Origin of the sequence: Pseudomonas taiwanensis DSM 21245, assembly GCF_000425785.1 — a bacterium.
GTDB lineage: Bacteria > Pseudomonadota > Gammaproteobacteria > Pseudomonadales > Pseudomonadaceae > Aquipseudomonas > Aquipseudomonas taiwanensis.
This window is the reverse complement of the sequence record NZ_AUEC01000013.1, coordinates 1-13549: the sequence shown is the minus strand read 5'-3', so window position 1 is coordinate 13549 and position 13549 is coordinate 1. Positions and strand designations below refer to the sequence as shown.

The window sequence follows — 13549 nt, the reverse complement described above, 5'->3', positions numbered from 1 at the left end:
CGGATGTACATACTTACCCGAGTTGATAGGTCGATCCTGCAGAACACTCTATTGTTCTTTGCCTACTTTTGCGTTATTACATGGGTGAACAATAGTTATATCTTTTCTCTGTATGAGTATATGGGGGCGGCGGAGAAAACGGTCGACTTTGGTTTTTTTGTATATTTAGTATTTTTAGCGCTTATCTGCGCTCTGCTATGCGGTAGAGAGGTGCGTCGGCCGGGTGATCTGCTCGTGACCTTGCTGGTGGTGATTCTCGTTCCTCACGCTTTGGTGTTGACGGGAGGTAATGCATTCTCACCTTCTGCCAATCCCTGGTCGGGTGTAGCCTTGGCCGTCGCATTAGGGATTCTAACAATTGGGGTCGCCAACAAGCTCAGATTTCGTCCTGTGGAGATCACACAGCAAAAAAATCAGGGGCGGCGGGTCTTGTTGCTGTTGGCATGGATAAACTTGTTAGTGCTGGCGTTTATTTGTGCAAAGAGCGCTAATTACTTTTCATTTGATTTTTCGGGGCAGTACTTTCGACGTGCTATCGCTAGAGAGGTATTCGCAGCCGGATCGTCTAACGGTTATCTGTCGTCAATCGGTACCCAGGCATTCTTTCCTGTGTTGTTTGCATGGGGGGTGTACAAGAGGAAGTGGTTTTACCTAGCTTTAGGGCTCGCAAATGTTTTGGTGCTGTGGGGCGCGTTTGGTCAGAAGTATCCATTCATAGTGTTAGCTCTTATTTACGCCTTGATGGCTTACTTTAGGCGTTTTGGTCAAGTCAAGGTTGCTTTGATTGTGGGCGCCTTGCTTGGTTTATTGCTCATGGGGGTTATTGAGCAAGAGGTGTTGGGTTATTCGTACTTAAATGATTACCTATTGCGTCGGGCATTTATTGTGCCCTCGACCCTACTGGGCGCCGTTGATCAATTCGTTTCGCTGTTTGGGCCTAATTACTATAGGGATACTTTATTGGGTGTCTTGTTCGGAGAAGGTAAAGCAGAAACGCTGACATTCAGACTGGGTAGTGAGATTTTCGAAAATCCGGAGATGAACGCTAACGTCAACTTTTTTGCGATCGCCTACATGCAAATGGGTTATTTGGGTGTTATGGTTGAGTCGCTGTTTGTCGCATCAATCGTCGTGCTTATGAACTTCTTGTTTTCTAGGTACGGTGCATTTTTAGCGGTCCCGGTCTCACTGTTGTTTGCTACGAAAATCTTAGAACAATCCTTGTTGACCGTGCTGCTGGGTTCAGGGGTTTGCATGATGGTGCTATTTCTGGTCTTCATATCCTTGCCACTCAGTATTTTCGGGAGGACAAGGACATGAGTGCAGCATTCTTCAGTCGCGTCGCTCGGGTGCTTGTAGGAACCATTGGTGCGCAAGCAATAACCATCGGCGTAATGCTTTTGCTGGTCCGACTGTACACGCCTACAGAAATTGGCGCGTTCAGTGTCTGGTTTTCCTTCGCAACTATATTCGCTGTAGTTGTTACAGGGCGTTATGAGTTGGCGATCTTCTCGACACGTCTTGAGAAAGATTTTCAAGCAGTTGTGAAATTAGTGATCAATTTGACGTTGATAACTTCCCTCGTAATTGCCGTGGGGGTTGCCTTGGCCGGGCACTTCATAAGCCCACTTCCTGAGGTGGTCAGTGATTATTGGCTAGCTTTGGCAATAGTTTCGCTCGGTTTAGGAGCAAATAAGCTGGTCCTGTCATTGTTGACCTACCAGCAGTCGTTCAACCGTCTTGGTGTTGCGAGGATAAGCTTAGCAGCTAGTATTGCTGTGGGGCAGGTCGCGGCTTTTTACGCAGTGGGAGGGATTTCCGGGCTTGTTTATGGGCAACTCATCGGTGTGGTTGTAGCCACTGTCTTGGCTGCGCTTTGGGTGGGGCGGCCGCTGATCATTGCATGTGCCACTACTCCTTGGCGAGCGGTGAGGGCTGTGGCAATTCAGTACCTCAACTTTCCAAAGTTTTCGCTTCCTGCCGACCTTGTCAATACCGTTGCCAGCCAGATGCCGGTGATCTTGCTCGCGTCGAAATTTGGTGGGGAAAGCGCAGGCTGGTTTGCATTGACCTTGAAAGTCATGGGCGCACCGATCTCGTTGCTCGCAGCTTCTGTGCTCGATGTCTTCAAGGAGCAAGCGGCGCGGGACTACCGTGAGTCGGGGGACTGCCGTACTATCTTCTTTAAGACCTTCAAGCTTCTGGCTCTTTTGGCCTTAGCGCCATTTGTAGCGCTATGGGGCTTTGGCGAATGGGCATTTGGATTTATTTTTGGTGAGGCTTGGACGGAGTCAGGACGTTACGCAGTGCTGATGATTCCGTTATTCTACATGCGTTTTGTGGTGAGCCCGCTGAGCTACACCATCTATATTGCACAGCGGCAAAACCTCGACTTGATCTGGCAGCTTGGCCTCCTTGGCCTCACAATAGCCTGCTTCACCTTGCCGGGCACAGTGGACTCGGTGTTGTGGTGCTATTCCATCGGGTATGCAGTCATGTATTTCATCTATTTCTGGATGGCCTTCCATAGCGCCAAGGGAGATGCCCAATGATCATCGTTGTTGATTACGGTGTAGGCAATATTGCTTCTGTCTTGAATATGCTGAAACGCGTTGGTGCTAAAGCCAAAGCATCTAATAATCGAGAAGAAATAGAACAGGCTGAAAAGTTGATATTGCCAGGTGTAGGGGCATTCGATGCTGGGATGCAGACCCTTCGTCGTAGTGGGTTGATCGATGTGTTGAACGAGCAGGCGTTGGTAAAGCGCAAGCCGGTGATGGGAGTCTGCCTCGGAAGTCAGATGCTTGGGAAAGGATCCGAGGAGGGTACGGAGTCGGGGCTGGGCTGGATTGACATGGATATTGTGCGATTCGAAAAGCGTGAAGAACGTAAGGTTCCACACATGGGCTGGAACGAAGTTATTCCCCATGGCAATCACCCAATACTCACAGGAATTGATGAGAAAAGCCGTTTCTATTTTGTTCATAGTTATTACATGGTTCCGTTGCAAAAAGAAAATATGTTGTTGAGCGCGAACTATGGGCAGCTGTTTACTGCTGCGGTAGTTAAAGATAATATCTTCGGTTTCCAGTTTCATCCGGAAAAGAGCCACAAATTTGGAATGCAGCTTTTCAAGAACTTTGTGGAGCTTGTTTAATGATTAGAAGGCGCGTAATTCCGTGTTTGTTGCTCAAGGCTCGGGGTCTCGTCAAGACTGTAAAATTTAAAGATCCGAAATACGTCGGTGATCCGATTAATGCGGTTAGAATCTTTAATGAAAAAGAAGTCGATGAGCTGGTGTTGCTCGATATAGACGCCTCTAGGAACAATAGTGAGCCGAATTATGAGTTGATCGCCGAAGTGGCTGGTGAGTGCTTCATGCCGATTTGTTATGGTGGCGGCATCAAGACGCTTGAACACGCGGAGAAACTCTTCGCCTTGGGAATCGAAAAAATTTCGATAAACACCGCTGCCTTGGCTGATCTTTCTGTTATTCGGCAGGTTGCCCAGAAGTTTGGTTCACAGAGCGTGGTCGGTTCGATTGACTGTCGGAAAGGCTTCTGGGGTGGCTATTCGGTATATTCCGAGAGCGGCACGAAAGATATGAAGCGCACTCCAGTTGAGTGGGCTCAACTGCTTGAGAAGGCCGGTGTAGGTGAAATCTTCTTAAACTCGGTTGATCGGGATGGTACCCAGAAGGGGTTTGATGTGGCCCTAGTGGAAAGCGTTGTGTCACAGGTTCACGTCCCAGTCATCGCCTGTGGCGGTGCGGGGTCGACCGAAGACCTAGTTGACCTTTTCGAGCGTACGAGTGTTTCTGCAGTTGCTGCCGGAAGCCTGTTCGTGTTCCACGGGAAGCATCGGGCGGTATTGATTAGTTATCCCGATTTGAACAAATTGAACGCTTGCTAAAAACAATCGGGATCATTTATTAGTGCAGCGGGTCGGTATTGTTGCTTTCGAACGCTACAGTATGTCCAGTGCTAATACTTGTAAAATATGCTGACCTGCAGCCCATTTTGATTGGGTGGGGTCGAAGTGACGTTTTCAGGAGGTTGTAGTGGTGAAGGTATGTTCGCGCTGTGTCATGGATACATCTGACTCTGAAATTGTGTTCGATGAGGCGGGAGTGTGCAATCACTGCCACAAGTTTGACAATGTGCAGTCTTTGCAGTTGTTTTCCGACAGCAGTGGCGAGCAGCGCCTGCAAAAAATTGTCGATCAGATCAAGAAAGACGGTGCGGGTAAGGATTACGACTGCATTATTGGTCTGAGCGGCGGAGTAGACAGCTCTTACTTGGCTGTGAAAGTCAAGGATCTCGGATTGCGACCGCTGGTGGTGCACGTCGATGCTGGCTGGAACAGCGAGCTTGCTGTGAGTAATATCGAGAAAATCATCAAGCACTGTGGGTACGACCTGCATACCCATGTGATGAACTGGGAGGAAGTCCGCGACTTACAGTTAGCCTACATGAAGGCAGCAGTGGCTAACCAAGATGTTCCACAGGATCATGCTTTTTTCGCTAGTATGTATCACTTTGCTGTAAAAAATAAAATCAAGTATATTCTAAGTGGCGGAAATCTAGCGACAGAAGCAGTGTTTCCGGATACTTGGCACGGTAGCGCCATGGATGCTATCAATCTTAGGGCCATCCATAAGAAATATGGTGAGCGCCCTCTGCGAGATTACAAGACCATCAGCTTTCTTGAGTACTATTTCTGGTATCCTTTTGTAAAGGGGATGAGAACGGTCCGTCCGTTGAATTACATGAACTATGACAAGGCGCAGGCTGAAGCATATTTGCAGGAAACTATTGGCTATCGTTCTTATGCGCGCAAGCATGGTGAGTCCATTTTTACCAAACTTTTTCAGAATTACTATTTGCCTGAGAAGTTTGGCTATGACAAGCGCAAGTTACATTATTCCAGTATGATTCTTTCTGGTCAAATGACGCGTGAGCAGGCTCAGCAAAAGCTTGCGGAGCCCCTATATGACACTGCTGAATTGCAACTGGATATTGCGTACTTCTGCAAGAAGATGAGGATTACCCAGGCGCAGTTCGATGCATTGATGGCTGCTCCGATTCATGATTACTCCGATTTTTCCAATTGGGACTCCAGGCAGCAATTTGCTAAGAAGCTTCAAGTTATGGTTCAGCGGTTGCTGGGTCGCCGCATTAATGTCTATTCTTGAGTGAGGCTACGACCATGGCCAAAGTTGCACACCTGACATCGGTACATACGCGTTACGATATTCGTATTTTCCGAAAGCAATGCAGTACCCTCGCTCATGCAGGGCATGAGGTATATCTGGTTGTTGCCGATGGTAAGGGCAACGAGTTCAAAGATGGGGTGAACATTATTGACGTTGGTCGTTTGGTCGGCCGAATTAACCGTATCTTCAAAACAACCCGCAACGTCTATAGTCGGGCTCTAGCGCTCGGTGCAGATGTCTATCATCTCCACGATCCGGAATTGATTCCTGTTGGACTAAGGTTGAAGAAGCTAGGTAAACGGGTCATTTTCGACTCTCATGAAGACGTGCCCAAGCAACTGCTGAGTAAACCTTATTTGCAGCCGATGGCAAGGCGAGTCGTGGCAGCGCTCTTCTCTCTTTACGAACGTTATGCCTGTCCTAAGCTTGATGCCATTCTTACTGCCACTCCACATATTCGCGATAAGTTTAAGCGTCTTAATAATAATGTTTTGGATATTAACAATTTTCCGATGCTGGGTGAGCTCGATGCTATGGTGCCGTGGAATAAAAAAAAATCGGAGGTCTGCTACGTAGGTGGCATTACTTCCATCCGAGGTATTCGCGAGGTAGTCAAAAGCCTTGAGCAGCTGAAATCGTCTGCGCGATTGAACCTAGTAGGCAGCTTTTCCGAGCCGACCGTAGAGCGGGAAGTCAAAACACTTGCTGGTTGGAAGGACGTCAATGAGCATGGCCAATTGGACCGCGGGGAGGTTCGTGAAGTGTTGGGCGCCTCAGTCGCCGGATTGGTGACCTTTCACCCTTTACCTAACCATATTGATGCTCAGCCCAACAAAATGTTCGAATACATGTCCTCCGGGATTCCGGTAATTGCATCTGACTTCCCGTTGTGGAGGGAAATCATTGAGGGCAGCAAGTGTGGATTGTGCGTTGATCCGCTTGACCCTTCGGCGATAGCGGAAGCTATAGACTATCTAGTGAACAATCCGGATGTGGCTGCGGACTTTGGGCGCAACGGCCAGCGAGCAGTTAATGAGCGTTATAATTGGGACCTGGAAGGGCGCAAGCTTCTGCGATTCTATTCCGATTTTCTAAATAAGTGAGAATTTTAATGAAAGTCCTGACCATCATCGGTGCCCGTCCACAGTTCATTAAAGCAAGCGTTGTCTCCAAAGCGATTCTTACGCAACCTACCTTGTCGGAAGTCATTGTTCATACCGGTCAGCATTTTGATGCAAACATGTCGGATATTTTCTTTGATCAATTAGGTATTCCAAAGCCAAATTATCAGTTGGATATCAATGGCGGCACCCATGGGCAAATGACAGGCCGCATGCTCATGGAAATCGAGAACGTGGTCCTTAAGGAGAAACCTGATCGAGTTATGGTGTATGGTGATACCAACTCGACTCTTGCTGGTGCCTTGGCTGCGGCCAAGCTAAATATCCCTACAGCGCATATCGAAGCAGGGCTGCGTAGCTTCAACATGCGCATGCCGGAAGAGATCAACCGAATTCTCACCGACCAGGTCAGTGATATTCTTTTTTGTCCCACTCAGGTTGCCATTGACAACCTCATGAATGAGGGTTTCGATAGAAAGCCAGTGAAGGTCCTCAAAGTGGGCGACGTGATGCAGGACAGTGCGCTGTTTTTTGCTCAGCGTGCCACGTCGCCTGCCGGCTTGGATCCGGAGCAAGGTTTTATTCTTGCTACATTGCATCGTGCTGAGAATACGGATGATCCGGCTCGGTTGACCGCGATCGTTGAGGCGTTGAATGAAATCCATAGAAATATCGGCAGCGTTGTTCTCCCGCTGCATCCTCGTACGCGTGGGGTTATCGAGCGCTTAGGCCTTAAGCTTGAGGCCCGCATCATCGACCCTGTCGGATATCTGGAAATGATCTGGCTTTTGCAGCGCTGTGGCTTGGTTCTTACTGACAGCGGCGGTGTGCAGAAAGAGGCATTCTTCTTTAGCAAGCCTTGCGTGACCATGCGTGACCAGACTGAATGGGTTGAGTTGGTCTCCTGCGGAGCCAACATCCTGGCCGGGGCTAGCCGCGAAAAAATTGTTGATTCAGTGCGTGTGAGCCTAGGTAAGACAATTCAGGATGATGGCCAGTTGTATGGCGGTGGGCAGGCATCCCAAAGTATCGCTGATTATTTGGCAAAACTGTGACGCTTGATATTCTGCCCATAGAAAAGGTTTATCCAGTTTCATGAATGTCTGGTATGTGCATCCTTACGCAGGTGGTCCTGGGGTTGGTCGTTATTGGCGGCCCTATTACTTTTCGAAGTTCTGGAATCAATCTGGGCATCGGTCGGTGATTATTTCGGCTGGTTATCACCATTTGCTGGAGCCGGACGAGCAGCGTTCCGGTAGCTCGACGGTCAATGGTGCGGAATATGCTTTTGTGCCGACTCTTCGATATCAGGGAAATGGCATGGGGCGCATGCTCTCTATGCTCATATTCTCACTGATCTTGATGCCGTTCTGCATATTTCAGGCGTTTAAGCGAGGCCGTCCTGATGCAATTATCTATTCCTCACCCCACCCTTTTGGCGTGGTCAGTTGCTGGTTAGCGGCCCGCCTATTGAATGCGAATTTCATTTTTGAGGTGCGTGACATCTGGCCCTTGAGTCTGATTGAGTTGGGCGGCCTCAGCGCGACCAATCCATTGGTGCGGATAACAGGTTGGATTGAGCGCTTCGCTTACGCCCGGTCAGACAAGGTGGTCAGTCTCCTGCCATGTGCTGAAGAGCATATGGCAGAAAAAGGGCTCGACGCCGGTAAATTCCTGTGGATACCAAATGGTGTCGACATTAGCGACAGCCAACCTGGAGTTGAAGTGGTTGACAGCCCGTTGCTTAAGCATGTGAAGACGCTGCGTGAACAGGGCGTCTTCGTCGTCATCTATGCTGGGGCTCACGGTGAACCAAACGCACTGGAGGGGCTGGTTCGTTCTGCGAACTTCCTTAAGCTTGCTGAAGCCAATGTTCGGCTGATTCTTGTGGGCAAAGGAGAGAAGAAGGAACAGCTTAAAGCTATTGCAAAAGAGGAGGCCAGCGGCTTGGTCGATTTTTTTGACCAACAGCCCAAGGAGGCGGTCATGGCCGCTCTCAAATTTGCTTCCGCCGGTTATATTTCCTTAAAGTCCGAACCCATCTTCCGATTCGGCGTAAGCCCTAATAAGCTTTGGGACTATATGTTAGTGGGGTTGCCAGTCATCTTCGCTTGTCGGGCCGGAAACGATCCTGTTGGAGACTATCGATGTGGAGTTTCAACGGATCCGGACTCGGCCAAAGATATCGCGGAGGCAATCTCCAGCCTTGCGAGTTTGAGTGAAGGCCAGCGTCTGGAGATGGGGGGTAATGGTCACGATGCAGTGCTTGCGCATTACACCTATGAGCAATTGGCGCAGAAACTGCTGAATCGAATTTTGAGCGGGCGCTCACTATGAAGACTGTGATGGTAACTGGTGCGTCCGGCTTTGTTGGTGCCGCGCTATGCCGCGAGCTTGTACAAGCGGGTTATTCAGTGGTGGGTGTAGTAAGGAAGGTGGTTGAAAAAATTCCTTTGGTCACATACCTCGAAACTGATCTTGTGGATACTGGTGCGTTTATCGATCACTTCCCGCTTGTCGAGTGCGTCATTCATCTTGCCGGTCGTGCCCATGTTTTGGACGAGAGGGCGGAAGAACCACTGACAGCGTTCCGTGAAGCTAATCGAGATGCGACAATACGTTTGGCCAGGCGTGCGTTAAATGCTGGTGTGAAACGTTTCGTATTCATCAGCTCTATCGGGGTGAATGGAAATAGTACGCAGGGTAGGCCCTTCACGGAAAGCTCACCGCCGAAGCCACATGCCGATTATGCGGTGTCGAAACTTGAGGCGGAGCGTGAGCTTCATGCCTTACTGAAGGGTGAATCGATGGAGCTAGTGATAGTCCGTCCTCCGCTGATCTATGCAGCAAATGCTCCTGGCAATTTTTCGCGACTATTGACACTTGTTTCTAATGGTATGCCGTTACCACTGGCTAGTGTTCACAATGCGCGTAGTCTCGTTTCGCTGCAGAATGTTCTGTCATTTCTGAAGTTGTGTATCGAGCATCCTGCGGCTGCGGGCGAGTTGTTTCTCGTTGCCGACGGGCAGGATGTATCGACGCCTGAGATGGTTAGATCTATGGCGGAAGGGATGGGGAAACGATTTTCCGTGGTGCCTTTTCCGGTATCTTTTCTGAGGCTGGGACTGGCAGCGCTTGGCAAGTCTTCGTTGTATGAGCAGCTGTGCGGATCTCTGCAGGTTGACGCAGCTAAGGCTCGACGTTTACTTGGGTGGTCTCCAGAAGAGTCTACTCGGAGCGGGCTGGAGAAGGCGGGGCGGGATTTCAGGTTTCTTCGAAAAAATCGCTAATAATTCGTCACAGGCATAAGGTCCGTACCGTATTCAAATTAAGGTTGCCGTTCACATGAAGATTTGGTTGATTGCCTGCTTGGTGGTCTTGCTGCTCTCCTATTTCGCAACATGGGCGTTAAAGCGGTACGCTTTGGCGAAAAAACTGATGGACGTGCCCAACGCCCGCAGTTCTCATAGTCAGCCGACGCCTAGGGGGGGAGGTGTTGCCATTGTGGTGGCGTTTCTGACTGGATTGTTGTGGATGGTGGTGGCTGATCGAGTCGACAGCGACTGGGGTTGGGCAATCCTAGGGGCCGGCGCCGGTATTGCCTTGCTGGGTTTTCTCGACGATCACGGTCATATCGCTGCACGTTGGCGTCTTCTGGGCCATTTCTTTGCTGCCATATGGATACTAATCTGGGGCGGCGGTTTACCTCCCATGGTGGTTTCTGGTCATGTTTTCGATATGAGCTGGGCGGGCCACCTGCTTGCAATGTTTTATTTGGTATGGATGCTTAATCTCTATAACTTTATGGATGGTATCGATGGTATCGCCAGTGTCGAGGCGATAGGAGTATGTGCTGGTGGGGCCTTGATCTACTACCTCACAGGGAATGGGGAGCTAATTGGCCCTCCGCTGCTGCTCGCTTTTGCGACGGCAGGGTTTCTTATCTGGAACTTTCCTCCAGCCAAAATATTTATGGGCGATGCGGGAAGTGGATTCCTGGGAGTCACTATTGCCGCGTTGTCGATACAGGCTGGGTGGGCAGCCCCAGCTCTTCTTTGGTCATGGTTGATTCTACTGGGTGTCTTCGTTGTAGACGCGACGTACACCCTGATACGTCGCATGGTCAGGGGCGAAAAAGTCTATGAGGCACATCGCAGTCACGGTTATCAGTTCGCCTCTCGACGATACGGCCGACATCTGCCTGTCACACTCGGTGTGTTGGCTATCAACACCTTATGGTTGCTGCCGTTAGCAGTGGTGGTTGCCTTGGGCTGGGTGGATGGTTTCCTAGGTACCTTGTTGGCATATGTGCCGCTTTGCATGCTTGCAGTTGGGTATAAAGCAGGCGCTCTGGAAAAAACCTGACTCTGACTGGGTAAGGCGTTTGCTGTAGGATGACTGCGAAAGGCCGCTGGCAATATTGCCGCGCTGGCATGATTGTTTAGGTGAGGTTGAGTCGGACGATGGATAATTTGAGATCACGGATGTTGTCATTACCGCGCCGCTACAAAAGGGCGATACAGGTAATTACCGACGTTGTCTTGGTCTGGTTTGCAATGTGGATGGCCTTTGTCGTTCGGCTTGGCATTGAAGAAATGAGCCCGGTCTTGAGTCACCTATGGTTGTTCGCGGCTGCCCCTGTGGTTGCCATTCCCATTTTCATCCGTTTCGGTATGTATCGCGCCGTGATGCGTTACTTTGGTAACGATGCATTAATTGTGATCTTCAAAGCAGTGAGCTTGTCTGCGCTCATCCTGTCCTTGATCGTTTATTGGTACAGCAATCATAAAATTGTGGTGCCGCGCTCCATCATCTTTAACTACTGGTGGCTGAGCCTGATCCTGCTTGGAGGGCTTCGTTTGGTTATGCGCCAGTACTTCCTAGGGGATTGGTTCGCGACTACCCAGCATGTGCCTTTCACTAATCGAGATAATGGGCTACCGAAAGTCGCAATTTATGGCGCCGGTGCCGCGGGTAATCAATTAGCAGTAGCTTTGCGCATGGGGCGGGCGATGCAACCGGTGGCCTTCATCGATGATGATGAAGGTTTAGAGGGAAGAGTCATTTCTGGTCTGCAGGTTTACCGGGGCAGCGACATTCAGCGGTTAATAGACATGACTGAGGTCGAAGAGATTTTGCTGGCAATACCATCTGCCAGCCGTGCTAGGCGCAGAGAAGTGCTGAGTTATCTTGAAAACTTCCCTCTGCATGTGCGAAGCGTCCCTGGTTTCATGGACTTGGCGAGCGGTCGTGTCAAAGTGGATGATATTCAGGAAGTTGATATTGCTGATCTGCTGGGCCGGGATGCCGTGCCTGCACAGGATGATTTATTAGCTCGTTGTATCACTGGGCAAGTGGTGATGGTTACCGGTGCTGGAGGCTCAATTGGTTCGGAACTCTGCCGGCAGATACTGACTCTACAACCAACCACTTTGCTTCTGTTTGAGCATAGTGAATTTAATTTGTATAGCATCTTGGGTGAACTTGAGCAGAGAGTTGTACGTGAGGCGTTGCCGGTCCGAGTACTACCATTCCTAGGGTCGGTGCGTAACCAAAAACAGCTATATGAATTGATGTGCATGTGGCGAGTTAATACGGTTTATCATGCTGCTGCGTATAAGCATGTCCCTATGGTGGAGCATAATATTGCAGAAGGTATTTTAAACAACGTAATAGGTACTCTTTGCACCGCGCAGGCCTCGTTGCAGGCGAGTGTTGAGAACTTCGTTCTTATCTCTACAGACAAAGCTGTAAGGCCCACAAATGTTATGGGCAGTACCAAGCGATTGTCTGAACTGGTTTTGCAAGCGTTGAGTCGTGAGGTTGCGCCAGTGCTGTATGGTGACGCAGCTAATGTGGCAAGTGTCAATAAGACGCGCTTTACAATGGTGAGATTTGGTAATGTTCTAGGTTCTTCAGGATCTGTAATTCCACTTTTCCATAAACAGATTAAAGCAGGTGGGCCGCTCACCGTAACGCATCCAAAGATTACGCGGTACTTTATGACTATTCCTGAGGCTGCACAGTTAGTCATTCAGGCAGGCTCTATGGGGCAGGGTGGGGACGTTTTTGTTCTCGATATGGGGGAGCCAGTGATGATTGCCAAGCTTGCCGAGAAGATGGTTCATTTGTCTGGCTTGAGCATCAAATCGGAGAAGAATCCCCATGGTGATATTGCAATTGAATACACGGGGCTTCGTCCAGGCGAGAAGCTTTATGAAGAACTTCTCATTGGTGATAATGTCGTTGCGACACTACATCCTATGATCATGAGTGCGGATGAAGACTTTTTGACCTGGGATTTACTTAAGGTAAAACTTGGCAGCTTGCTCAATGCACTGGAGTGTGAAGACTTCAGTCGCGTCAGGCAAATATTGCGAGAAACAGTAAGCGGCTATAACCCTGATGGGGATATTGTGGATTGGGTGTATCAGAAGCGTCGAATTGAGAGTTAGAGGATTGTGCGCATAACTCATGGGGATTTATGGCGAGGGAGAGAATAAGTGGCCACTACCTGTAGGGTAGTGGCTTCTTGCTGTTATTGTTGGGGAAAGTGCGCGTCCTGATTTTGCTTGAGGAATGACTCTAAATTTAAATTATTGCGGATGATAGAGGCTTCTTTAATTGTAGTTATAAAGGGTTTTGTGTTGGGCTTTGTATAGAGGCGAAGCGTTAGTTGTGAAATACTATTTTCAAGCTCTGCGCCATTGGTGAAGTCCAATTTGTTGATTGCTACGATATTATCGCGGTCTGCTTTCAAGGTCGGATATTAACTGGAAGCGCGCTTTCCATTTTCTCCGTCCAGGACTATTCCGAGTTGTGAGTCTTGTGTGGTATGCAGAACAAGTTCGATCAATTCGGATGTGGTTGCAGTTCTTTTTATATTAAGGTCGACTCTTGCCACACCTGCTTGTGCGCTCTCTCCGCTGGAAGGGATGCTTCTCTGATGTTGTTGGGAGTTAATTATTCTGAATAGACGCGGTCGCAGATGGCTCAATGAGGTCCATTTTGGTAGATTCTATTATTTTTAATTGTTTTGTGTGTGTCTTGACTCGCCCGTTGCTGTGAGTGGATCCATCACGCTGAGTGGTTTTTTGTTAACTGGGAGTATTAATATCGTAAGCGCTCCATGAACCCCACATTCAAAGCGCTTACCTGATCCCCGATGCTGTGCTCCCGATTTCTTTCTGGAGCTCGCCGACCATGATGCGAC

The 13549-nt window shown here is 49.2% G+C and carries 11 protein-coding genes; all 11 read left to right on the top strand.

Features of this window, described 5'->3' with window-relative positions:
* The first annotated feature begins 3 nt into the window (after nucleotides 1-3).
* The gene (locus H620_RS0104810; protein ID WP_155950766.1) at nucleotides 4-1320 is read left to right on the top strand and encodes a polymerase; all 1317 of its coding nucleotides are present in this window, start codon (nucleotides 4-6) and stop codon (nucleotides 1318-1320) included.
* Nucleotides 1317-2552, top strand: coding sequence for a lipopolysaccharide biosynthesis protein (locus tag H620_RS0104805; protein WP_027906863.1), 1236 nt, complete (start codon nucleotides 1317-1319; stop codon nucleotides 2550-2552). The genes H620_RS0104810 and H620_RS0104805 overlap by 4 nt, the downstream gene beginning before the upstream one ends.
* Complete coding sequence (gene hisH, locus H620_RS0104800) at nucleotides 2549-3157, top strand: imidazole glycerol phosphate synthase subunit HisH (protein ID WP_027906862.1); 609 nt, start codon at nucleotides 2549-2551, stop codon at nucleotides 3155-3157. The genes H620_RS0104805 and hisH overlap by 4 nt, the downstream gene beginning before the upstream one ends.
* Nucleotides 3157-3912 (top strand): AglZ/HisF2 family acetamidino modification protein, encoded by a 756-nt coding sequence (locus H620_RS0104795; RefSeq protein ID WP_027906861.1) that lies wholly within the window; start codon nucleotides 3157-3159, stop codon nucleotides 3910-3912. The genes hisH and H620_RS0104795 overlap by 1 nt, the downstream gene beginning before the upstream one ends.
* 148 nt (nucleotides 3913-4060) lie before the next feature.
* Complete coding sequence (locus H620_RS0104790; RefSeq protein WP_027906860.1) at nucleotides 4061-5194, top strand: N-acetyl sugar amidotransferase; 1134 nt, start codon at nucleotides 4061-4063, stop codon at nucleotides 5192-5194.
* A 14-nt stretch (nucleotides 5195-5208) separates the two neighbouring features.
* The gene (locus H620_RS0104785; RefSeq protein ID WP_027906859.1) at nucleotides 5209-6318 is read left to right on the top strand and encodes a glycosyltransferase family 4 protein; all 1110 of its coding nucleotides are present in this window, start codon (nucleotides 5209-5211) and stop codon (nucleotides 6316-6318) included.
* Nucleotides 6319-6326: 8 nt separating this feature from the next.
* Nucleotides 6327-7391, top strand: coding sequence for a non-hydrolyzing UDP-N-acetylglucosamine 2-epimerase (gene wecB / locus H620_RS0104780; RefSeq protein ID WP_027906858.1), 1065 nt, complete (start codon nucleotides 6327-6329; stop codon nucleotides 7389-7391).
* A 40-nt stretch (nucleotides 7392-7431) separates the two neighbouring features.
* Nucleotides 7432-8673, top strand: a complete 1242-nt coding sequence (locus H620_RS0104775; protein ID WP_081669638.1) for a glycosyltransferase family 4 protein — start codon at nucleotides 7432-7434, stop codon at nucleotides 8671-8673.
* Nucleotides 8670-9626 carry an NAD-dependent epimerase/dehydratase family protein gene (locus H620_RS26270; protein ID WP_244880944.1) on the top strand — a complete coding sequence of 319 codons (957 nt, stop codon included), beginning with the start codon at nucleotides 8670-8672 and terminating at the stop codon, nucleotides 9624-9626. The genes H620_RS0104775 and H620_RS26270 overlap by 4 nt, the downstream gene beginning before the upstream one ends.
* A gap of 55 nt (nucleotides 9627-9681) precedes the next feature.
* Nucleotides 9682-10701 (top strand): MraY family glycosyltransferase, encoded by a 1020-nt coding sequence (locus H620_RS0104765; protein ID WP_027906856.1) that lies wholly within the window; start codon nucleotides 9682-9684, stop codon nucleotides 10699-10701.
* Between the two features lie 98 nt (nucleotides 10702-10799).
* Nucleotides 10800-12791, top strand: a complete 1992-nt coding sequence (locus H620_RS0104760) for a polysaccharide biosynthesis protein (protein ID WP_027906855.1) — start codon at nucleotides 10800-10802, stop codon at nucleotides 12789-12791.
* Nucleotides 12792-13549 lie beyond the last annotated feature (758 nt).

Bases quoted from the DNA above. Each gene is read 5' to 3' on its own strand.
- H620_RS0104810 (WP_155950766.1), top strand. From the start codon at position 4: ATGTACATACTTACCCGAGTTGATAGGTCGATCCTGCAGAACACTCTA.
- H620_RS0104805 (WP_027906863.1), top strand. From the start codon at position 1,317: ATGAGTGCAGCATTCTTCAGTCGCGTCGCTCGGGTGCTTGTAGGAACC.
- hisH (WP_027906862.1), top strand. From the start codon at position 2,549: ATGATCATCGTTGTTGATTACGGTGTAGGCAATATTGCTTCTGTCTTG.
- H620_RS0104795 (WP_027906861.1), top strand. From the start codon at position 3,157: ATGATTAGAAGGCGCGTAATTCCGTGTTTGTTGCTCAAGGCTCGGGGT.
- H620_RS0104785 (WP_027906859.1), top strand. From the start codon at position 5,209: ATGGCCAAAGTTGCACACCTGACATCGGTACATACGCGTTACGATATT.
- wecB (WP_027906858.1), top strand. From the start codon at position 6,327: ATGAAAGTCCTGACCATCATCGGTGCCCGTCCACAGTTCATTAAAGCA.
- H620_RS0104775 (WP_081669638.1), top strand. From the start codon at position 7,432: ATGAATGTCTGGTATGTGCATCCTTACGCAGGTGGTCCTGGGGTTGGT.
- H620_RS26270 (WP_244880944.1), top strand. From the start codon at position 8,670: ATGAAGACTGTGATGGTAACTGGTGCGTCCGGCTTTGTTGGTGCCGCG.
- H620_RS0104765 (WP_027906856.1), top strand. From the start codon at position 9,682: ATGAAGATTTGGTTGATTGCCTGCTTGGTGGTCTTGCTGCTCTCCTAT.
- H620_RS0104760 (WP_027906855.1), top strand. From the start codon at position 10,800: ATGGATAATTTGAGATCACGGATGTTGTCATTACCGCGCCGCTACAAA.